This window comes from Klebsiella sp. D-Nf1, from assembly GCF_002810515.1.
Taxonomy (GTDB): domain Bacteria; phylum Pseudomonadota; class Gammaproteobacteria; order Enterobacterales; family Enterobacteriaceae; genus Klebsiella; species Klebsiella variicola.
Genome location: NZ_PIOK01000005.1, coordinates 341,804 through 362,726, shown reverse-complemented (window position 1 = coordinate 362,726; position 20,923 = coordinate 341,804). Strand labels below are relative to the sequence as shown.

Here is a 20,923-nt window from a genome sequence, read left to right as displayed (position 1 = left end):
CTGATAATGATGTTTACACTCTTTTTATTATGGTAACGACTTGTTTTTCATTGATTGTCGCGCCCGTTGATACTATGCGTGACTGAAAATGATCTTCTTCAACCTGACTTGATGACTCAACACGATGTCGAAACCTGATGCCAACAGCCAGAATTCTCCGTCATTACCTTCTTTTTTTTATGGACGACGGACAAAACCCTTATTCGCCGTGGAATCCTTAGTATCTGCGTTTCGGCCTGCCAGCATTCCTTTTGAACTGGCGCAGTCGACCTATTACCATTTCCCCACAACCCAGGGCGAAGCCGGATTAATTCTCCTCGAAGAAGGGGTGGCTTCACTTTGTTATGCGGAAAAAAAAATGGTGATATCGACGATCCTTCCGCCTTCAATATTGGGATTAATTGATGGTTATGGCGTGTTTAACGGTCTTCCGAATAAGCGCCACTGTTCCCTGTTTGCCGAGACGGATTTGCGCGGGCGCTGGATAAGACACCAGGCGGCGGTCGATATTCTGAATGAGAAAAACCTGTGGCAGGACCTTGCCCATATTCTGGCACAGCGGTTGATGGTATTAAGCATGCGTGAGCAGGAACTACTGGGCGTGGACTCTTACCAGATGGTGCGAACCCTATTAATGGAGCTGGCGGTCTATCCGGACACGTATCGTAGCCAAATCAATGTGTTAAGTTTTATACAACGCCGTACCAACCTGTCGCGTAGCCGCATTATGTCGATTCTGTCGGAGCTGCGCAAAGGCGATTATATTATCATCCACCGTGGAGTGCTGGAGACCATCGCCCACCCGCTTCCCGCCAATTTTTGAGCCTGGCAGGCGAAGAACGTCATTTCTCGCCCCTCGCCTGCAGGTCCGCTTAGGGCTCAATCGGCGTCAGATAGTCCAGCCGCAGCGGCTCAGCCAGCAGACTCTCCATCCGGGCGATGAATCCCTGAAAATAGGGCATCGCGACATGCGCATCGAGGGCGTCCTGTCCCTGCCACGCCTCGCGCATATAGAAGGTGTCCGGCGCGTCGCGCAGCTGATACAGGGCGTAGTCGAGGTTGCCCGGCTCCTGTCTCGTCGGCAGGAGCAGCGCCTGCAAAGCCTGGCGCAGCGCCGCCGTCTGGCCTGGTTTCGCCCTGAGCACGGCGATAAGCGAGATCATCTTAAAATCCCTCCAGCACAATCTTGCCGACGGCGCGTCCGGTTTCCAGCTGACGATGCGCTTTCTGCAGATTGGCGGCGGTAATGGCGCCGTAGTGTTCACCGAGCGTGGTTTTGATGGTGTGGCTGTCAATCAGCGCCGCCACACGGGTGAGCAGCTGATGCTGGGCGATCATATCATCCGTCTCAAACATTGAACGGGTGAACATAAATTCCCAGTGCAGGGACAGGCTTTTCGCTTTCAGCGGCACCACGTCCAGGGTCTCCGGGTCATCAATCAGCGCCAGCTTGCCCTGCGGGGCGAGGGCGTCGATCAGCGCGTTGAAGTGCTGCTCGGTGTTGGTCAGGCTGGCGACATGGGTCACCGAGGTGATGCCAATGCGCGCCAGCTCGTTGGCGAGCGGCTTGCTGTGATCGATCACATGGTGCGCGCCCGCCTCGCGGACCCACTGCTGGCTCTCCGGACGCGAAGCGGTGCCGATCACCGTCATGGCGGTCAGTTTGCTGGCCAGCTGGGTCAGGATTGATCCCACGCCGCCCGCCGCGCCGACGATCAGCAGCGTGTCGCCCGCATTGCCGCCTTCCTTAACGCCGAGACGGTGAAACAGCAGCTCCCAGGCGGTGATCGCCGTCAGCGGCAGCGCGGCGGCAGCGGCGTTATCGAGGGTGCGCGGTTTGTGCGCCACCAGGCGCTCGTCCACCAGCTGATATTCACTGTTGCTGCCGGCCCGGCCCAGCGCGCCGGCGTACCAGACCTCATCGCCCGGGGCGAATAACGTCACCTCCTCACCAACGGACTGCACCACGCCAACGGCGTCCCAGCCCAGCACCCGCGGCGTGTCGCCCTGGAAGCCGGCGCGCACTTTGGTGTCTACCGGGTTGACCGAGATGGCTTTCACGGCGACCAGCAGGTCACGCCCGTGGGCGGTGGGGACCGGCAGGTCGATCTCGGTTAAAGAAGGGATGTTGTTGCCGTCAGCGGCGGCTTGAGTAATAGCGATAGCTTTCATAACTGCTCCGGTCTGCGATTCGGGTAAAGGAAGAGAGGACGCCATCGTAGACCGCTGCCGGAAGGGGAAAAACGGGCTAACGGCAATAACAGTTATACACAGAAAGTGAAAATCAGCCCACCTGATAGAAATCGAGCATCACCCCATCCTGGGTTCGTCCGCCGGAGCAGATAAACAGCGAGGTGGTTAGCCAGCTGAGCGCGGGGGTATCCACCTCGAAGGAGGGAACGGTGCGAAAATAGATGGTTTCTGGCGGAATATCGCTAAAAAAGCGCATATCGTCGGCGAACAGCTGGTCATGATACTGGGCCGGCACCCGGCGGATGCCGTTGTTTTCCACATAGACTGTCCCTTCCGCCACCTGCAGGGCATAGCGGGCGGACAGCCTGCAGGTGCCGTCGGGTTCGATTATCTGGCTGTCGACGCCGCCGGGCAGCACGTGGCCGCGAAGTTGACCCGAGACGCTGCCGCCGATAATCGGGATCAGCTGGCGCTTACCGGTCTGCGGGCTGCGGGAGACAATTATCGGTTTATCAACCTGGATGGTAATGGAAAAACAGTGTCTGAGTTCGGGGGTCATTATGGCTCTCCTGTTTCGGTTGGCAACGGCACGCGGCCACCGCGCCAGTGTAACGGGTTTGCGAGAGACAAAATAACGCAGGGTTTGGATGAAAATGATTGGCTGGGATGATGAGTTTGGGGGGGCTCAGGTTGGTATAGCGTGGCTGTGGGGGAGCAGAGGCAAACTGGCGGAAGATCACAGGAGTTGAACCTGCCCGGGACCGCTGGCGGCCCCAACTGGATTTGAAGTCCAGCCACCTCACCGGAGATGACGATCTTCCGCGCCTCGATTGCTACATGGAGGCGGGGCGCATTATAGCTACTTTCAGCCATTTACCACATACCTAAACGCACTTTTTTACTGTTAAAACTGGACTTTACAGAACAGTCCTGGACAAATCCTCACAAAATCCGTGAGTTACACTTTTTCACTCCCTGATTCCCTACCACGATCACAGAAAACAAGAAACGTAATCTGATAACGAGATATCGCAATTCATCTTACTGCGGCAAAGGTTTACAAAAATCGTAACCGGTACCAATCCGCGGTGCCGCTAAGGGAATAGTGCGCATATGAAAGATCATATTTTGTCCGTCAAAGAGAAAATTGGCTACGGCATGGGTGATGCCGCCAGCCACATTATTTTTGATAACGTCATGTTGTACATGATGTTTTTCTACACCGATATTTTCGGTATCCCCGCCGGCTTTGTCGGCACCATGTTCCTGCTGGCGCGGGCGCTGGATGCGATTTCCGACCCGTGCATGGGCCTGCTTGCCGACCGTACCCGCAGCCGCTGGGGTAAGTTCCGCCCGTGGATCCTCTTCGGCGCTATCCCGTTCGGCCTCGTCTGCGTGCTGGCCTACAGCTCGCCGGATTTAAGCCACAACGGCAAGCTGATCTACGCCGCCGTGACCTACACGCTGCTGACCCTGCTCTACACCGTGGTGAATATCCCCTACTGCGCGCTGGGCGGCGTGATCACCGACAACCCGACGCAGCGCATCTCGCTGCAGTCCTGGCGCTTCGTGCTGGCGACGGCGGGGGGCATGCTCTCCACCGTGCTGATGATGCCGCTGGTCAACTTTATCGGCGGCGAAGACAAAGCGCTCGGCTTCCAGGGGGGCATCGCGGTGCTGTCGGTGATTGCCTTCCTGATGCTGGCTTTCTGTTTTTTCACCACCAAAGAGCGTGTCGAAGCGCCGCCGAGCAGCACCTCGATGCGTGAAGACTTGCGCGATATCTGGCGCAATGACCAGTGGCGGGTGGTTGGCGTGCTCACCATCCTCAATATCCTCGCGGTCTGCGTTCGCGGCGGCGCGATGATGTACTACACCACCTGGATCATGGGTTCGGCGGCGCTGTTCACCGTCTTCCTCACCACCTACTGCGTCGGCAACCTGATTGGCTCGGCGCTGGCGAAACCGCTGACCGACTGGAAATGCAAAGTCAGCGTCTTCTGGTGGACCAACGCCCTCCTGGCGGTGCTTAGCGTGGCGATGTTCTTCATACCGATGGACGCCGAAATCACCATGTTCGCCTTTATCTTCGTCATTGGCGTACTGCACCAGCTGGTGACGCCAATCCAGTGGGTGATGATGTCCGATACCGTCGACTACGGCGAATGGTGCAACGGCAAACGCCTGACCGGCATCAGCTTTGCCGGCACCCTGTTTGTGCTCAAGCTGGGGCTGGCGCTGGGCGGCGCGCTGATCGGCTGGATGCTGGCCGGCGGCGGCTATGACGCCGCCGCTAAAACCCAGAACAGCGCCACCCTCACCATCATTATCGCCTTGTTCACCCTCGTTCCGGCGGTGTGCTACCTGCTGAGCGCGGTAATCGCCAAACGCTACTACACGCTGAAAACGCCGTTCCTGAAAAAAATGATGGCCGAGCTGGCCGAGGGCGCGCGTCGCAACGAACAAGAATTCACGGCAGCCCCGATCGACAAAGAATGGCAAAACTAAGAGGACGTTTTAATGAAAATCAGTGATGGAAACTGGCTCATTCAACCAGGGCTCAACCTGATCCAACCCGTACAGGTTTACGAGGTGGAGCAGCAGGGGAATGAAATGGTGGTCTATGCCGCGCCGCGCGATGTCCGCGAACGCGCCTGGCAGCTGGATACGCCATTGTTCACCCTGCGCTTTTTCTCGCCTCAGGAAGGGATAATCGGCGTGCGCATGGAGCACTTCCAGGGCGCGCTGGATAACGGCCCGCACTATCCGCTGAACGTGCAGAAAGACGTCCATGTCGAAATAGAAAATACGGCCGAGTTCGCCGAGCTGAAAAGCGGCAGCCTCAGCGTGCGCGTGACTAAAGGTGAATTCTGGGCGCTGGATTTTCTGCGCGACGGCGTGCGTATCACCGGTAGCCAGCTGAAAAACAACGGCTACGTGCAGGATAGTAAGACCCAGCGCAACTATATGTTTGAGCGCCTCGACCTCGGCGTCGGCGAAACCGTCTATGGCCTCGGCGAGCGCTTTACCGCGCTGGTGCGCAACGGCCAGACCGTAGAAACCTGGAACGAAGACGGCGGCACCAGCACTGAGCAATCCTACAAAAATATTCCGTTCTACCTGACCAACCGCGGCTACGGCGTGCTGGTGAATCATCCGCAGCGCGTCTCTTTCGAGGTGGGCTCGGAGAAAGTCTCTAAAGTCCAGTTCAGCGTTGAAGGCGAACACCTCGAGTACTTCGTGATCGACGGCCCGACGCCGAAAGCGGTGCTTAACCGCTATACGCAATTCACCGGCCGCCCGGCGCTGCCGCCGGCATGGTCGTTCGGTCTGTGGCTGACGACCTCGTTCACCACCAACTATGACGAAGCGACGGTGAATAGCTTTATCGACGGTATGGCCGAGCGCCATCTGCCGCTGCACGTCTTCCACTTCGACTGCTTCTGGATGAAGGCCTTCCAGTGGTGCGATTTTGAATGGGATCCGCTAACTTTCCCGGACCCGGAAGGGATGATCAAGCGTCTGAAGGCGAAAGGGCTGAAGGTCTGCGTGTGGATCAACCCGTACATCGGCCAGCGCTCGCCGGTGTTCAAGGAGCTGAAAGAGAAGGGCTACCTGCTGAAGCGCCCGGACGGTTCGCTGTGGCAGTGGGATAAGTGGCAGCCGGGGCTGGCGATTTATGACTTCACCAACCAGGAAGCCTGCCAGTGGTACGCCGACAAACTAAAAGGCTTGGTGGCGATGGGGGTCGATTGCTTTAAGACCGACTTCGGCGAGCGTATCCCGACCGACGTGCAGTGGTTTGACGGTTCCGACCCGCAGAAAATGCACAACCACTACGCATTTATCTATAACGAGCTGGTGTGGAAGGTGCTGAAAGAGACCGTTGGCGAGCAGGAGGCGGTGCTGTTCGCCCGCTCCGCTTCGGTGGGCGCGCAGCAGTTCCCGGTGCACTGGGGCGGTGACTGCTACGCCAATTACGAATCGATGGCGGAAAGCCTGCGCGGCGGGCTGTCAATCGGCATGTCCGGCTTCGGTTTCTGGAGTCACGATATCGGCGGTTTCGAAAACACCGCGCCGGCCCATGTCTACAAGCGCTGGTGCGCCTTCGGCCTGCTCTCCAGCCACAGCCGGCTGCACGGCAGCAAATCCTATCGGGTGCCATGGGCTTACGATGACGAGTCCTGCGACGTGGTGCGCCACTTCACGCAGCTGAAATGCCGCATGATGCCGTATCTCTATCGTCAGGCGGCGCTGGCCAACGAGTTCGGTACGCCGATGCTGCGCGCGATGATGCTCGAGTTCCCGGACGATCCGGCCTGCGACTATCTCGACCGTCAGTATATGCTCGGCGATTCTGTCCTGGTGGCGCCGGTGTTCTCCGAAGCGGGCGAGGTGCAGTTTTATCTGCCGGATGGGCGCTGGACGCACCTGTGGCATAACGATGAATTGCCGGGTAGCCGCTGGCATAAGCAGCATCACGATGCGCTGAGCCTGCCGGTCTACGTTCGCGACAACACCCTGCTGGCGCTGGGCAACAACGACCAGAAACCCGATTATGCCTGGCATGAGGGCACCGCCTTCCAGCTGTTCCACCTCGAGGATGGACGCGAGGCACGCTGTGACGTTCCGGCGGCAGACGGCTCGACGATCTTCACCCTGAAGGCCAGGCGACAGGGCAACACCATCGCCGTGAGCGGCGAAGGCGAGGCCCTCGGCTGGACGTTGTGCCTGCGTAATATCCCGCAGGTCGCGGGCGTGCAGGGCGGGACTCAGGCCGGCAGCGAATGGGGTGTGGTAGTGAGCGCCGAGGGCAATACGCTGACGATTACCCTGTAAAACACCATCTTAACGGCTGCAGCCCTCTTCGCCCGGCGGAGAGGGTTTTTTTATTCCATTTTTGTACAAAAAGTAACGTTCATTTCATAGTGGTGACTCAGGCCGCAGACGCTGTCGCCCAACGGTGTTAGCGTATTCTGCCGTTGAGAGGAGCCCGCCATGGACTTAGAAAATATCTTTCGTGACGTGAAGCTAAGCAAAACGGAAATGACCGTGCTGCGCTTTATTCAGAACGACCCGGAGCAGTGTATCCGCCAGGGAGTCCGCGCTGTGGCCGAACAGTGCTACAGCAATCCCTCTTCGCTGGTCCGGCTGGCGAAGAAACTGAAGTTCAGCGGCTGGCTGGAGCTGGTCTATTTCATCAAGTTCAATATCACCATGCCGAAGCTCGATGTCACCAACGATATCGACTACATGAGCGTTCAGCCGGAAGAAGCACTGACGCCGCTGCTGGCAAGCCTTGCGCAGCAGCGCGTCCTGATCCACGGCAGCGGCTTTTCGCAGCTCATTGCCCAGTATATTTATAACAAGTTCCTCGTCACCGGCGTCAACGCCAGCCTGGCGCTGTGGCCAGATTATGAAATCCTCGAACAGAAAAACGCCGCCCGCTTCGACTCCATCTGGATAATTTCTAAATCCGGGCGCAGCAGCTCGGCGCTCAACTGGGTGAAGGCCCTGGAGGGGAAAGAGATTAATCTGGTCTGTTTTACCGGCGATTATCAAAGCCCGCTGGCGCAGGCTGCGGATACGGCGTTTATTATTCACGACCCGCAGAAGTTCGATGATGATATTTACTGGAGCAATCCGTTTTTCGGCTACTGCATCTTAGGCTTTGAGCGACTATTGAAGATGTGGTTTACCAGCGTACGCAGCAATAGTTAGCCCCCGCTAAGCGCGGCGCGAGCGGGGGGAGTTCCCGGATGGCGGCTGGCGCCTTATCCGGGCTACCGGGTGATGCGGCTATTTTGTCGGGTGGCGGCTTACGCCTGACCCGACCTACATAAAACACAAACCGCTCCGTTCGTAGCCCCGCTAAGCGCGGCGCGAGCGGGGGGAGTTCCCGGATGGCGGCTTGCGCCTTATCCGGGCTACCGGGTGATGCGGCTATTTTGTCGGGTGGCGGCTAACGTCTTACCCGACCTACATAAAACACAAACCGCTCCGTTCGTAGCCCCGCTAAGCGCAGCGCGAGCGGGGGGAGTTCCCGGATGGCGGCTTGCGCCTTATCCGGGCTACCGGGTGATGCGGCTATTTTGTCGGGTGGCGGCTTACGCCTGACCCGGCCTACATAAAACACAAACCGCTCCGTTCGTAGCCCCGCTAAGCGCAGCGCGAGCGGGGGGGGGGGATCCCATCGGCAATGCGGGTTACTGCCAGGCGGCGAATTGCTCATCGTCGAGGTAGGCCTCGACCAGGGTTTTCGCCAGCGAATATGAACCGATCAGCGGGTGCGCCATCAGCGCCCGCACCGCCAGCGATTTATCCTGCTGCAGGATTGCCGCCACCGCCAGCCGCTCATACTCCTTCACGCAGGAAATCATATTCTTCTGCGCCGCCGGCACCTTCACCGGCGTCACCGGCTTGAGGCCATCCCGGCTCAGGTCGCAGCTGATCTCAATCACGTCGTCAGGGCGCAAAAAGTCGAGCGTGTCGTTATTCTGGATCGATACCACGATACGCTTGGTGGTGGTGCTGTTCACCGCTTCCAGAATATCCAGCGCCACCCCGGCATAGCCGCCGGTGTCCGGCTCTTCGATAAACTGGCGCAGCGTCAGCGGTTCGCGGGTGTGGAATTTTTCCTGCTGCGACTCATTCTGCATATAGCTGTTTTCCCGGCGCAGGTAATGCTGCATCCAGATGGTGAAAGCGGCTTCCGGTTGCGTTCTGGCATCCACGGTGCGCAGCGCTTCGCGCATCTCATGATTGATACGGGCGATCTGCTCTCCGCGCGTCTCGCCGGCCTCCTGAATCGCCTTCAGCGCCACCTCTCGATAGTAGTAATAATAGAGATATTCATTGAGTAGCTGATTATCGCAAAGCCGCACCAGCTCTGGGGAGAAGTACTGCATCGCCGTCTTCTGGTACAGTTCCGGGCTGGCGATCAGCCGTTCGGTCACCTCTTCCCCGCGTACGGTGAAGTGGGTAAACCATGAGAAATGGTTCAGCCCATAGCATTCCACGCTGAGGTCGCGTTCCTCACAGCCAAGGATCGCTGGCAGTTCACGAATCAGCTCGGAGGGAGCATCGCAGATCCCATAGACCCGGCGCTTAAAACCGGACTTGATGATCGCTTCCGTCACCAGGCCTGACGGGTTGGTAAAGTTAAACAGAATGGCGTCTTCGGCGGCATGTTCTTCGATCAGCCGGCAATAGCGAAGGATCGCCGGGATCGAGCGCATGGCCATCGCGAAGCCGCCGGCGCCGGTGGTCTCCTGGCCGAGGGTGTTATGCTGTAGCGCAATGCGTTCGTCGCGAATGCGGCTTTCGTCACCGCCAACCCGCAGGGTGGTAATGATATAGTTGGCATCCTGCAGCGCCGCGACCGGGTCGGTAGTGGTACTAAACTGAATATCCGGGCGAATAGTATTAAATACATAGCGGGCAATTTCGCCAAATATCGCCAGATTATCAGCAGAGTTATCGAGAAAAACCACTTCTGTTAAACCAATGCGGTGAGCGTTATAGGCCAGAGATTTCGCTAAAAATGCAGAGCGAACGCCGCCCCCGCCTAATACGGTTAATTTCATACAAACTCCTCATTAATTTTCTGCTAACCAGTTATCAACCCGGGAACGTACCTGTCCCACTTTGACGCCATAAATAACCTGAACTTCATTTCGATTTCGTACGACGCCGTTGGCGCCAGTATTTTTTAATTGCGTGTCATCAACCCGCGCCATATCGCGCACGGCCACGCGCAGGCGAGTAAAACAATTATCGACGGAGAGAATATTCGCCTTGCCCCCGAGGCCGCGGATAATGTCATCGGTGACCGACTGTGGTTGCGCGACTTTCTGGCGGTACTCTGCTTTGCTGTAAAGCTTCACGTTCTCGTCATCTTCCCGGCCCGGCGTTTTCAGGTTCAGCTTCACCACCAGGGTGCGGAAAATCACGTAGTAAACGGCGAACTGGCCGATACCAATAAGGACATAGCCCGGCCAGCGCGTTAAGGAGACCGGCAGCGGCAGGTTATAGATCAGAAACTCGATCAGGCCCGATGCTCCCCAGGGACGTACGGTGAAGATGTCGCAAATGGCCTGCGAGGCGGCGGTTAACGTCGCGTGGATCACCCACAGCAGCGGCGAGACAAATAAGAAGGTGAACTCAATCGGTTCGGTGATACCGGTCAGCATCGAGGTGATAATCGCTGGCAGCAGAATCGCCTTCGCCATCACTTTCTTCTCCGGCTTCGCGGTGTGGTAGAACGCCAGCGAGGCGCCCGCCAGGCCAAAGATAGTGGTCATCCCTTGCTGCGAAAAACGTAATGCGTCGTTCATGACCGGCGTCAGGTCGGGATGGCGCATATAAGCGAGGAAAATGGCCTGGGTCCCGGAGACCACCTGACCGTCCACGTTCAGGGTGCCGCCAATCTGGGTGAGCTGGAAGGGGGACCAGACGAAATGATGCAGGCCGGTCGGGATAAGAAATTTTTCAAAGAAACCATAGACGAAGACCCCGGCGACCCCGGCATTTTTCATAAAACCGGTGAGGGCGGAGATGCCGTGGGTCATAAAGGGCCAAATCCAGGTAAAGGCGATGGCGTAGAAGATAACCACCGGCGTCATCGCCACCAGCGTCAGCTTAGCGCCGCCGTACATCGACAGCGCGCCAGGCAGCTCAATGGCAGAGACTTTATTGTGCACCCACGCAATCGTGCAGCCGAGAATAATGCCCAGGAAAACGCCCATATCCACCACCACAAAGCCCAGCAGCTGGGTTTGTCCGGTGCCATAATATTCACCGTTAATTTTTTCGGCGAGTCCGTGGGTGTGTTCCAGCCAGGAGTGATTGGCACCAAGGAACATAATGAAGCACATCACTGACACCAGCGCGACTTCGGTTTTTTTATCTTTTGCCAGACCATAGCTAATGCCGACGCAAAATAATAAGCCGAGGTTGCCAAATAAAGGCCAAAAGGTGTCGCCGAGCATTTGCCCAAGCTGGTGTAAGAAACTGGTTTCAGCAATTAATGTCGGATTAGTTAATACTGAACTGAGGGCCAGAATTAAGCCAATGACCGGCAAGAACAATACGGCGCCGATCATGGCCCGGGAGAATTTTTGCATATTCTCCAGAATACGCTGACGTATTTCAGGCATGATTGATCCTTTTATATTTTTGTAGGTACAGGGAGCGGTTTTTTTATCGACTTCCAGTAATTTGGTTATAGCAATTCTGATATTTGAAAGGAACCTGTTGCGCTAAATAGGTACAGATAGCCGCTTATTGCACACAGGTTTCAGGACCCTCACCCCAACCCTCTCCCTGAAAAGGAGAGGGAGTGGCCAGAGCTGAGTTTTACCGGGAAGTGTTCCCTCTCCCCGTGGGGGAGAGGGCCAGGGTGAGGAGGAGTTTACTGCGGCGCGGCGGGCGCGGTGTTGACCTCGCCGTTGCGCATCGTTTGCGCCACCTGCTGTTTCTCCATATTTACCGCACTGAGCTGCCCGTTAACCGTCGGTTTGAGCGGGACATCGGCCCGCACGCTGCCGCTGGCGGTCAGCTGGAGATTGCCGTCCCCGTTAATGGGAAGCGAAGGCCAGCCCCAGGCCTGCAGAATACCCAGCGGTACGCCGCGGCCGTTCAGGCTGAGATTAACCTGGCGCTGGGGTAGCTGCGATACCGCGGCGGTGGCCTGCAGAATGCCGCGCTCGGTGAAGGCGCTAAGCTCAGTGATATTGACCGTCGACGCCGTCGCGCTCAGCTTGAGTGATGGGCGGCGCACGTCTATCCGGTTAAAAGTCGCCGCCGCGGCGTTCAGCGTCGCGCTGCCGTTCCATACTCCCCAGCTGCCGTTTTTCACCAGCTGTAGCTCGCCGCCATAGCCATCGAGGGCGGTAATTTGCCACGGGAAGGCTGGGTCCACATCAATGATCAGGTTACGGCTGGCGCTGAATTTTTTCAGCGTCAGGCTTTGCAGCCAGGCCGGCATTGGCTCCATCCACAGCTGTTTCCAGTTCGCCGGCAGCGTGTACTCCAGTCCGGCGAAGGCGGTGTCGTCGAGCACCAGGGCGTTACCGGCGCGCAGCCAGTTGCCGGAGGTGCGCACCATGCCGCCCTCCCAGCGTGAGGTAAACTGGCGCAGCGCAATGCCCTGGGGAGAGAATTCAGCATTCAGGATCGGGTCGAAGAAGTGCAGCGAGCCGTAGATAAATTCGCTGGCGTTCATCGACAGCGTGCCGTCCTCGCTCTGCCAGCCGCCGTGGCTGAGCGTCAGGTTGCGCAGGCTCAGGTCGAGGTCGGTTACCGCCCAGTCCGGCCCCTGCAGGCGGGCGTCGGTGATATCCAGGTGGCCAATCTGCAGGGAGGGGACGGTGGTCAGCGGGGCGAAAAAGTCGGCCAGCGATGAGGCGCTTTGCAGTCGAATCTCATTGAGCTGGAGGTTATCCACCAGCCAGCTGCCGTCAGCGCTGCGTTTTGCATTGCCGGTTAAGGTGCCGCGGGCGACATCGGCGCCGAGGGTGGAGAGGGTGACCTCGCCATGATCAATCTTACCCTGAATCAGGACGTTGCTGGCTTCGACGCCATTGAGGGTCATCGAGCCCGCACTCATCTGGATCTGCGCCGTGTTCCCCAGCACATTGCCTGCCTCCGGCGCCCATGGGCTGACGCCGCCGGTGACGCGCTGCGCGCTAAGCGCCCAGCCGGTTTCCGGACTGTTGAAGGCCATATTGCGCAACATCAGCCGGTCGGCAGCGAACGGCAGGGCCGCGGAGTGGGGAGACAGATTCAGGGTGCCGTCGTTAAGGACTATCTCATCCGCATGCAGCGGATCGCTAAACTGGCGGGTGCTGAAGCCAATATCGACCGTTTTTGCCACCAGGGTGGCCGGCTTGCCTTCCCGGCCAAAGGTGACGTTTTGCAACTGCACATGAAGAGGGGAGGAGAAATCGTGTTCCATCGCATCGAAGGAGACCTGCCAGCCGGTGCCATTGCTGAGCCAGGCGCTGGCCTGGCGGGCGCCCCAGTGGGTTTGCAGCAGGAACCATGCGCCAACAATGACGAGCAGCAGAGCGACTAGCAGCCAGAGAATCAGCTTTCCAAGAAATTTCATGGTCTTCCATTCTGTGAGATGCACATAACCGTGTTATGCCCGATTTAGGCGCACTTCTCAAGGCGGGCGTGGTTTATTTCCGTGATGTGGCAGGTCGTGGAGAGCGTCCCGGCCGATAGCACGACCGGGAGCGCGTCAGATCAGGCTTTTTCTGGCGGGAAAATTAAATTCAGAACAATCGCTGTGATACCACCGGCGGCAATCCCCGAAGAGAGCAGGTTTTTCAGCCAGTCCGGAGCGAACTGCAGGATCAACGGCTGCTGCGACACGCCGAGGCCCACCGCCAGCGACAGGGCGATAATCAGGATCGCCCGACGGTTCAGCGGCTCACGGGAGACGATGCGCACGCCGGACGCGGCAATGGTGCCGAACATCACCAGCGTAGCGCCGCCGAGCACCGGCTCAGGGATGTGTTGCACGAAGCCGCTCACCGCCGGGAACAGGCCGAGGACGATCAGCATCAGGGCGACCACAAAGCCGACGTAGCGGCTGGCAACGCCGGTCAGCTGGATCACGCCGTTGTTCTGGCCGAAGCAGGAGTTCGGGAAGGTGTTGAAGACCGCGGAAACAAAGGAGTTGAGGCCGTTAGCCAGCACACCGCCTTTCAGGCGTTTCATATACAGCGGACCGGAAACCGGCTGTTCGGAGACATCGGAGGTGGCGGTGATATCGCCGATGGTTTCCAGGGAGGTGATCATAAACACCAGCATCAGGGGCAGCAGCAGGCTCCAGTCGATGCCGAGACCATAGTAGAGCGGCGTCGGAACGGTGATGAGGCTGCTGTTGGTCGGGGCGGTATTGGCTGGCAGCATATCGAGGAACCATGCCGCCAGATAACCGGCAGCCATGGCAATCACCAGCGAAGCGATGCGCAAATAGGGATTACGCTGGCGGTTGAGAATAATGATCAGCGCCAGCACGATGCCCGCCAACAGCAGGTTCTTCGGCGCGCCGAAGGTGTGGTCGGCCATCGCCGCGTAGCCGCCGCCGATGGAAGTCAGTCCGACCTGAATCAGCGACAGGCCGATAATCATCACCACCACGCCGGAGACCAGCGGGGTAATGATGCGGCGCGCCAGGTGCAGGACGCGGGAGAGGACCATTTCCGTGCAGCTGGCCAGCATCAGGGTACCGAACAGAGCGGCCATCATGGTGGGGACGTCGGCGCCGCCGGTTTTCAGCGCGGTACCGCCCATGATCAGCGGGGCGACAAAGTTGAAGCTGGTGCCCTGAATGGAAAGCAATCCGGAGCCGACGGGACCCCAGGCTTTGATCTGAATAATGGAAGCGACGCCGGAGGCGAACAGCGACATGCTGATGATATGTTGGGTATCTTGTGCCGGGAGACCGAGAGCCTGGCAGATTAACAGCGCTGGAGTGATCACCGCGACAAACATCGCCAGCAGGTGCTGGAAGGCGGCGAACAGGGTTTGCGGTAGCGGTGGGCGATCTTCGAGGCGGTAGATTAATTCGCTAGCTGATTTATGCGCAACCGGTTGCGCATTTTCTGACTCTGCGGTGTTAACGGACATCACAAGCAATCCCAAGGTGGCAAAGCGGGAATTTTATCGGACTGTAGACCAAAAGCAAACGTTTGCCAGCATTTGGTCATAAAAATTTATGCCGTGAATATGCGCAACGAGGTTATTAACATTTTGTATGATAAATCGCATCATTGGTGATACAAAATATCTTTTTCTGTCATTTTTTCCGCCGTTCTGCGTAAAATCCCCCTCTGACTCCTCATGATGAGAAGCTAAAGACACCAGGAATATCGTCGCGTGTGAATGGATCATGCGCCCATAAGGAGCTTTTTATGTTTCACCTCGATACCTTATCGACGCTCGTTGCCGCAACGCTTGTGCTATTGCTCGGCAGAAAACTCGTGCAAACCGTTCCCTTCCTCAAGCAATACACCATCCCTGAACCTGTCGCCGGCGGTTTGCTGGTGGCGCTGGCGCTGCTGGTGCTGAAGAAAAGCATGGATATCGAAATTGATTTCGATATGAGCCTGAAAGACCCGCTCATGCTGGCGTTCTTCGCCACCATCGGTCTTAACGCCAACCTCGCCAGCCTGCGGGCCGGCGGCAAGGTGCTGGGCACTTTCCTGATCGTGGTGGTTGGCCTGCTGCTGCTGCAGAATGCCCTCGGTATCGGCATGGCGACGCTGCTGGGGCTGGATCCGTTGATGGGCCTGCTGGCCGGGTCGATTACCTTATCCGGCGGCCACGGCACCGGGGCGGCGTGGAGCAAGCTGTTCGTTGAGCGCTACGGTTTTGCCAACGCCACCGAAGTGGCGATGGCCTGCGCGACTTTCGGCCTGGTGCTGGGCGGCCTGATCGGCGGTCCGGTGGCTCGCTACCTGGTGAAGCACTCTTCCTCTCCGGACGGCACACCGGACGATCAGGTGGCGCCAACCGCCTTTGAAAAACCGGACGTGGGGCGGGTGATCACCTCGCTGGTGCTGATCGAAAGTATCGCCCTGATCGCCATCTGTCTGACGGTGGGCAAGGTGGTTGCGCAACTGCTGGCGGGCAGCGTCTTCGAGCTGCCGACTTTCGTCTGCGTGCTGTTTATCGGTGTGATCCTTAGCAACAGCCTGGCGCTGGCGGGGTTGTATCGGGTGTTCGATAGGGCGGTATCGGTGCTGGGCAACGTCAGCCTGTCGCTGTTCCTCGCCATGGCCCTGATGAGCCTCAAGCTGTGGGAACTGGCCTCGCTGGCGCTGCCGATGATTATTATCCTGGCGGTGCAATCGCTGGCGATGGCGCTGTATGCGGTGTTCGTCACCTATCGGATGATGGGTAAGAATTACGATGCCGCGGTGCTGGCGGCGGGCCACTGTGGCTTCGGTCTGGGCGCAACGCCGACGGCGATTGCTAATATGCAGGCGATCACCGACCGTTTTGGCCCGTCACATATGGCCTTCCTGGTGGTGCCGATGGTGGGAGCGTTCTTTATCGACATCGTTAACGCGCTGGTGATTAAGCTATACCTGCTGCTGCCGATGTTTGGCTGATAAAAAACCCGGAGGCGGTGCTGCGCACCTGTCCGGGCTACAAGATCGTGCTGTTTGGGGTTTTGTAGCCCGGCTAAGGCGTTTACGCCGCAAGCCGGGAATACCTTCACAATCTTACGCTTCGTCGTGCTCTTCCCACGCTAACGCGCGTTTCACCGCTTTCTTCCAGCCGCTGTAGCGGAAGTTGCGCTCGGTGGTTTCAATACCCGGGCGGAACTCGCGCTCAATGACCGCTTTTTCCTGCAGCTCATCCAGATTTTGCCAGAAGCCCACCGCCAGACCCGCCAGATAGGCCGCGCCCAGCGCCGTCACTTCGCGTACTTCCGGCCGCTCCACGCGGGTGCCGAGGATATCGGACTGGAACTGCATCAGGAAGTTGTTGGCCACCGCGCCACCGTCCACGCGCAGGGCGTGCAGACGAATACCGGAGTCAGCCTGCATTGCCTCCAGCACATCGCGGGTCTGATAGGCGATGGACTCCAGCGTCGCACGGATAATGTGGTTCGAGTTCACGCCGCGGGTGAGGCCGAAAATCGCGCCGCGGGCATACGGGTCCCAGTATGGTGCGCCAAGACCAGTGAACGCGGGTACCACGTATACGCCGTTGGTATCCTTCACTTTGGTGGCGAAGTACTCGGAGTCGAACGCATCGCTGATGAGCTTCATCTCGTCACGCAGCCACTGAATAGACGCGCCGGCCATAAACACCGCCCCTTCCAGGGCATAGTTCACCTCGCCGCGCGGGCCGCAGGCAATGGTAGTCAGCAGGCCATGCGTTGAGGCTACCGCTTTTTCACCGGTGTTCATCAGCATAAAGCAGCCGGTGCCATAGGTGTTTTTCGCCATCCCTTCTTTGACGCACAGCTGGCCGAACAGGGCCGCCTGCTGGTCACCGGCGATCCCGGCGATAGGGATACGGGTCCCGCCTTTACCACCGATGTTGGTCTGGCCGTACACTTCGGATGACTTACGCACTTCCGGCAGCATCGCGCGCGGAATGTCCAGCGCGTCGAGCATTTTGTCGTCCCAGTCCAGCTCGTGGATGTTGAACAGCATGGTACGTGAGGCGTTGGTGTAGTCGGTAACGTGCACGCGGCCCTGGGTCATCTTCCAGATAAGCCAGGTGTCAACGGTGCCGAACAGCAGCTCGCCGCGTTTCGCACGTTCACGGGAACCTTCGACATGGTCGAGGATCCATTTCACTTTGGTGCCGGAGAAGTAGGGGTCCACCACCAGGCCTGTGGCCTTGCGGATATACTCTTCCATCCCGTCACGCTTGAGCTGCTCGCAGATCTCCGCGGTACGGCGGCACTGCCAGACGATGGCGTTGTAGATTGGCTTACCGGTCTCACGCTCCCATACGATGGCGGTTTCACGCTGGTTAGTGATGCCGATGGCGGCAATTTCGTCGGAGTTGATGTCAGCTTTCGCCAGCACTTCGACCAGCGTAGAGCTTTGCGAAGCCCAAATCTCCATCGGGTCGTGCTCAACCCAGCCTGGCTTAGGATAAATTTGTTCAAATTCTCGCTGGGAGACGCTGACGATATTGGCATCATGATCCATCACAACGGCCCGGGAGCTGGTAGTGCCCTGGTCAAGCGCAACGATATATTTTTTGTCGGTCATAGTCGGTGTCCCGTAGTCAGATTACAGCGAAGCTTTATGTTGAGTGGTCGAAGAGGAAGGGCTCTGTTGCTCTTCGTCCACGCAGGTGTCGCAAGGCAGATGGTGGCCAATCAGCTTACGATAGCTGAACGCGCCCAGTGCCGCGCCGACCACCGGTGCGCACAGCGGCACCAGGAAATAAGGAATATCTTTGCCGCCGGTGAAGGCGACGTCGCCCCAGCCAGCCAGCCAGGCGAAGGCTTTCGGGCCGATATCACGCGCCGGGTTCATGGCGAAGCCGGTCAGCGGTCCCATGGAGGCGCCAATCACCGCAATCAGCAGGCCGATCAGCAGCGGAGCAAGCGGGCCGCGCGGTACGCCATTGCCATCGTCGGTCAGCGCCAGGATGACGCCCATCAGGATAGCGGTAATCACCATCTCTACCGCGAAGGCCTGCACAAAATTGATATGCGGGTTCGGATAGGTGGAGAAGATGCCGGCCAGATCGAGGCTTTCTACGCTGCCGCGGACCATATGGTGGGTGGTTTCATAATCGAGGAAAAGATTGTAATAAAGCCCGTAAACTAATGCCGCAGCGCAAAAGGCGCCAGCGAATTGCGAAATAATAAAAGGGACCACTTTGCGGCCATCGAAGCAGGCGAACAGCCAGAGTGCGATAGTCACCGCAGGGTTAAGGTGCGCACCGGAGACCCCAGCGGTCAGGTAGATCGCCATGGCGACGCCCAGACCCCAGATGATGCTGATTTCCCATTGCCCGAAGCTGGCTCCCGCGACCTTGAGCGCAGCCACGCACCCAACGCCGAAAAAGATCAACAACCCGGTACCGAGGAACTCTGCGATGCACTGGCCTTTTAAGGTTGATGTTTGGCTCATAATCGAATCCTGAAGCGTTGTGATGATTATTGTATGTAGGGTGGTCACAGACGACCATATTGCCATGTAGGCATAGTGTTAATTTATCGTTAACGAGCAAAAACGAGAAATATCGAACTTCAAATGTGTGTACCACGTCAAGAAAATGAGCGTTTTCGCGCCATGCGCGCGCATTGAGACCTGTGCCGGAGCGTTTCACCTCGCATTTTGTTAACCATAAAATTAACAATGACCCATGAAGTACGAGCGAACTGCGCTGAAAGCACCAGGTAAAGGCTGAAAAGTGTTGCAAACCGCAATCTGCGCGGCTTGCCGCTGGACAGGGGCGGCGGGGATTCATACAATCGACGATAACACCGCTATGTGCGCTAATTTTCGTTAAGGCGGGACCGCGTATACGAAACACGAGTTTCTATCAACGCCTTGCAAGTTCAGGAGAGGTATGACGATGTCATTAGAAGTGTTTGAGAAATTAGAATCTAAAGTTCAGCAGGCGATTGATACCATCACTCTGTTGCAGATGGAAATCGAAGAGCTGAAAGAAAAGAACAACACCCTGGTTCAGGAAGTTCAGAGCGCGCAGCATGGTCGTGAAGAGCTGGAGCGCGAAAACAGCCAGCTGAAAGAGCAACAGCAGGGCTGGCAGGATCGCCTGCAGGCGCTGCTGGGCCGCATGGAAGAAGTCTAATCCCTTCGCGCCCTCTCCCGTTCGGGAGGGGGCTATCCTTACTCATTTCTTTATATCCGCAAGTTATAGCCAATCTTTTTTTATTCTTTAATCATTGAATCGCTTTCTGGCACGCTTAGCCCATCACAACACACATAAAGAGAGCGGTGCGATGAATAAGTGGGGCGTAGGGTTAACTCTGTTGCTGGCATCCGCCAGCGTTCTGGCAAAAGACATTCAACTATTAAACGTATCTTATGATCCAACGCGCGAGCTGTACGAACAGTACAACAAAGCGTTTAGCGCGCACTGGAAGCAGGAGACCGGCGACAACGTGGTGATCCGCCAGTCGCACGGTGGCTCTGGCAAACAGGCGACCTCGGTGATTAACGGTATTGAAGCGGATGTGGTCACTCTGGCGCTGGCCTACGACGTAGACGCCATTGCTGAACGCGGCCGTATCGATAAAAACTGGCTGAAACGCCTGCCGGATAACTCCGCACCGTATACCTCAACCATCGTGTTCCTCGTCCGCAAGGGCAACCCGAAACAGATCCATGACTGGAACGACCTGATCAAACCGGGCGTGTCGGTCATTACCCCGAACCCGAAAAGCTCCGGTGGCGCCCGCTGGAACTACCTGGCTGCCTGGGGCTATGCCCTGCATCAGAATCACGGCGACCAGGCGAAAGCCCAGGAGTTCGTCAAAGCGCTGTTTAAAAATGTTGAAGTGCTGGACTCCGGCGCGCGCGGTTCGACCAATACCTTCGTAGAACGCGGCATCGGCGATGTGCTGATCGCCTGGGAAAACGAAGCGCTGCTGGCGACCAACGAACTGGGCAAAGACAAGTTTGAAATCGTGACCCCGAGTGAGTCGATTCTGGCTGAGCCGACCGTCTCTGTGGTCGATAAAGTGGTGGATAAGAAAGGCACGCGCCAGGTGGCGGAAGCGTACCTGAAGTATCTCTACTCGCCGGAAGGCCAGGAGATTGCGGCGAAGAATTTCTACCGTCCTCGCGATCCTGATGTAGCGAAAAAATACGCCAATGAGTTCCCGAAACTGAAGCTGTTTACCATCGATCAGGAGTTTGGTGGTTGGACGAAAGCGCAGAAAGAGCACTTCTCTAACGGCGGCACCTTCGACCAGATTAGCCAGCGTTAATCCTCTAGGCCCTGCTTGCGCTACGCTTAGCAGGGCTACGGTTTTGCGCCGTGCGTATCCCGGGTAAGGCGCCAGGCGCCAACCGGTGATCCCTGCTTGCGCTACGCTTAGCAAGGCTACGGTTTTGCGCCGTGCGTAGCCCGGGTAAGGCGTCAGCCGCTACCCGGGGATCCCTGCTTGCGCTACGCTTAGCAGGGCTACAGTTCTGCGTCGTCCGTAGCCCGGGTAAGGCGTCAGCCGCTACCCGGGATAACTCCCCGCCCACCATCTGTT

16 protein-coding genes and 1 tRNA gene are annotated in these 20,923 nt (G+C 57.7%); 7 read left to right on the top strand and 10 right to left on the bottom strand.

What is annotated here, in order from left to right:
• The first annotated feature begins 124 nt into the window (after positions 1 to 124).
• Positions 125 to 823: a winged helix-turn-helix transcriptional regulator gene (locus CWM54_RS20640; RefSeq protein WP_100698298.1), complete on the top strand. Its 699-nt coding sequence runs from the start codon at positions 125 to 127 to the stop codon at positions 821 to 823.
• Between the two features lie 49 nt (positions 824 to 872).
• Here the strand turns inward: CWM54_RS20640 and CWM54_RS20635 are convergent, their stop codons facing one another.
• From CWM54_RS20635 to CWM54_RS20620, 4 genes are all read right to left on the bottom strand, one after another.
• Positions 873 to 1,163 (bottom strand): putative quinol monooxygenase, encoded by a 291-nt coding sequence (locus CWM54_RS20635; RefSeq protein WP_100680994.1) that lies wholly within the window; start codon positions 1,161 to 1,163, stop codon positions 873 to 875.
• 1 nt (position 1,164) lies between these two features.
• On the bottom strand, positions 1,165 to 2,172 hold the full coding sequence (locus tag CWM54_RS20630) for a zinc-binding alcohol dehydrogenase family protein (RefSeq protein WP_100680993.1): 1,008 nt from the start codon (positions 2,170 to 2,172) through the stop codon (positions 1,165 to 1,167).
• A 112-nt stretch (positions 2,173 to 2,284) separates the two neighbouring features.
• Positions 2,285 to 2,752, bottom strand: a complete 468-nt coding sequence (locus CWM54_RS20625; RefSeq protein WP_100698296.1) for a DUF3237 domain-containing protein — start codon at positions 2,750 to 2,752, stop codon at positions 2,285 to 2,287.
• Positions 2,753 to 2,919: 167 nt separating this feature from the next.
• Positions 2,920 to 3,014: transfer RNA gene (locus CWM54_RS20620), tRNA-Sec, on the bottom strand.
• A gap of 292 nt (positions 3,015 to 3,306) precedes the next feature.
• Here CWM54_RS20620 and CWM54_RS20615 point away from each other — a divergent pair.
• The 3 genes from CWM54_RS20615 to CWM54_RS20605 all read left to right on the top strand — a co-directional run bounded on the left by CWM54_RS20615 (position 3,307) and on the right by CWM54_RS20605 (position 7,914).
• Positions 3,307 to 4,701, top strand: coding sequence for a glycoside-pentoside-hexuronide family transporter (locus tag CWM54_RS20615; RefSeq protein WP_061152926.1), 1,395 nt, complete (start codon positions 3,307 to 3,309; stop codon positions 4,699 to 4,701).
• A gap of 12 nt (positions 4,702 to 4,713) precedes the next feature.
• The gene (gene yicI, locus CWM54_RS20610) at positions 4,714 to 7,032 is read left to right on the top strand and encodes an alpha-xylosidase (protein ID WP_100698294.1); all 2,319 of its coding nucleotides are present in this window, start codon (positions 4,714 to 4,716) and stop codon (positions 7,030 to 7,032) included.
• Between the two features lie 159 nt (positions 7,033 to 7,191).
• The gene (locus CWM54_RS20605) at positions 7,192 to 7,914 is read left to right on the top strand and encodes a MurR/RpiR family transcriptional regulator (protein ID WP_061152928.1); all 723 of its coding nucleotides are present in this window, start codon (positions 7,192 to 7,194) and stop codon (positions 7,912 to 7,914) included.
• Positions 7,915 to 8,399: 485 nt separating this feature from the next.
• Here CWM54_RS20605 and CWM54_RS20600 read toward each other — a convergent pair whose 3' ends face one another.
• From CWM54_RS20600 to CWM54_RS20585, 4 genes are all read right to left on the bottom strand, one after another.
• On the bottom strand, positions 8,400 to 9,779 hold the full coding sequence (locus CWM54_RS20600; protein WP_100680990.1) for a glycoside hydrolase: 1,380 nt from the start codon (positions 9,777 to 9,779) through the stop codon (positions 8,400 to 8,402).
• A gap of 12 nt (positions 9,780 to 9,791) precedes the next feature.
• Positions 9,792 to 11,351: a PTS transporter subunit EIIC gene (locus CWM54_RS20595; protein ID WP_100680989.1), complete on the bottom strand. Its 1,560-nt coding sequence runs from the start codon at positions 11,349 to 11,351 to the stop codon at positions 9,792 to 9,794.
• Between the two features lie 254 nt (positions 11,352 to 11,605).
• Positions 11,606 to 13,303 (bottom strand): AsmA family protein, encoded by a 1,698-nt coding sequence (locus tag CWM54_RS20590; RefSeq protein ID WP_100698292.1) that lies wholly within the window; start codon positions 13,301 to 13,303, stop codon positions 11,606 to 11,608.
• A gap of 140 nt (positions 13,304 to 13,443) precedes the next feature.
• On the bottom strand, positions 13,444 to 14,835 hold the full coding sequence (locus tag CWM54_RS20585; protein ID WP_008806808.1) for a nucleobase:cation symporter-2 family protein: 1,392 nt from the start codon (positions 14,833 to 14,835) through the stop codon (positions 13,444 to 13,446).
• A 284-nt stretch (positions 14,836 to 15,119) separates the two neighbouring features.
• On the opposite strand from CWM54_RS20585, the gene gltS reads away from it, so the two are divergent.
• Entirely contained in the window at positions 15,120 to 16,322 is a 1,203-nt protein-coding gene (gene gltS / locus CWM54_RS20580; RefSeq protein WP_074386941.1) for a sodium/glutamate symporter, read from the top strand.
• Positions 16,323 to 16,436: 114 nt separating this feature from the next.
• Here gltS and glpK read toward each other — a convergent pair whose 3' ends face one another.
• Positions 16,437 to 17,948 (bottom strand): glycerol kinase GlpK, encoded by a 1,512-nt coding sequence (gene glpK / locus CWM54_RS20575; RefSeq protein WP_061152933.1) that lies wholly within the window; start codon positions 17,946 to 17,948, stop codon positions 16,437 to 16,439.
• A gap of 21 nt (positions 17,949 to 17,969) precedes the next feature.
• Positions 17,970 to 18,821: an MIP/aquaporin family protein gene (locus CWM54_RS20570; RefSeq protein WP_100698290.1), complete on the bottom strand. Its 852-nt coding sequence runs from the start codon at positions 18,819 to 18,821 to the stop codon at positions 17,970 to 17,972.
• Between the two features lie 442 nt (positions 18,822 to 19,263).
• Here CWM54_RS20570 and zapB point away from each other — a divergent pair, with 442 nt between their 5' ends.
• Positions 19,264 to 19,509, top strand: a complete 246-nt coding sequence (zapB, locus tag CWM54_RS20565; RefSeq protein ID WP_008806812.1) for a septal ring assembly protein ZapB — start codon at positions 19,264 to 19,266, stop codon at positions 19,507 to 19,509.
• A gap of 151 nt (positions 19,510 to 19,660) precedes the next feature.
• Positions 19,661 to 20,650: a sulfate ABC transporter substrate-binding protein gene (locus CWM54_RS20560; protein ID WP_100698288.1), complete on the top strand. Its 990-nt coding sequence runs from the start codon at positions 19,661 to 19,663 to the stop codon at positions 20,648 to 20,650.
• The last annotated feature ends 273 nt before the right edge of the window (positions 20,651 to 20,923 follow it).

Bases quoted from the DNA above. Each gene is read 5' to 3' on its own strand.
- CWM54_RS20585 (WP_008806808.1), bottom strand. From the start codon at position 14,835: ATGTCCGTTAACACCGCAGAGTCAGAAAATGCGCAACCGGTTGCGCAT.
- CWM54_RS20600 (WP_100680990.1), bottom strand. From the start codon at position 9,779: ATGAAATTAACCGTATTAGGCGGGGGCGGCGTTCGCTCTGCATTTTTA.
- CWM54_RS20615 (WP_061152926.1), top strand. From the start codon at position 3,307: ATGAAAGATCATATTTTGTCCGTCAAAGAGAAAATTGGCTACGGCATG.
- CWM54_RS20595 (WP_100680989.1), bottom strand. From the start codon at position 11,351: ATGCCTGAAATACGTCAGCGTATTCTGGAGAATATGCAAAAATTCTCC.
- CWM54_RS20570 (WP_100698290.1), bottom strand. From the start codon at position 18,821: ATGAGCCAAACATCAACCTTAAAAGGCCAGTGCATCGCAGAGTTCCTC.
- gltS (WP_074386941.1), top strand. From the start codon at position 15,120: ATGTTTCACCTCGATACCTTATCGACGCTCGTTGCCGCAACGCTTGTG.
- yicI (WP_100698294.1), top strand. From the start codon at position 4,714: ATGAAAATCAGTGATGGAAACTGGCTCATTCAACCAGGGCTCAACCTG.
- CWM54_RS20630 (WP_100680993.1), bottom strand. From the start codon at position 2,172: ATGAAAGCTATCGCTATTACTCAAGCCGCCGCTGACGGCAACAACATC.
- CWM54_RS20605 (WP_061152928.1), top strand. From the start codon at position 7,192: ATGGACTTAGAAAATATCTTTCGTGACGTGAAGCTAAGCAAAACGGAA.
- CWM54_RS20625 (WP_100698296.1), bottom strand. From the start codon at position 2,752: ATGACCCCCGAACTCAGACACTGTTTTTCCATTACCATCCAGGTTGAT.
- CWM54_RS20590 (WP_100698292.1), bottom strand. From the start codon at position 13,303: ATGAAATTTCTTGGAAAGCTGATTCTCTGGCTGCTAGTCGCTCTGCTG.
- CWM54_RS20560 (WP_100698288.1), top strand. From the start codon at position 19,661: ATGAATAAGTGGGGCGTAGGGTTAACTCTGTTGCTGGCATCCGCCAGC.
- glpK (WP_061152933.1), bottom strand. From the start codon at position 17,948: ATGACCGACAAAAAATATATCGTTGCGCTTGACCAGGGCACTACCAGC.
- CWM54_RS20640 (WP_100698298.1), top strand. From the start codon at position 125: ATGTCGAAACCTGATGCCAACAGCCAGAATTCTCCGTCATTACCTTCT.
- CWM54_RS20635 (WP_100680994.1), bottom strand. From the start codon at position 1,163: ATGATCTCGCTTATCGCCGTGCTCAGGGCGAAACCAGGCCAGACGGCG.
- zapB (WP_008806812.1), top strand. From the start codon at position 19,264: ATGACGATGTCATTAGAAGTGTTTGAGAAATTAGAATCTAAAGTTCAG.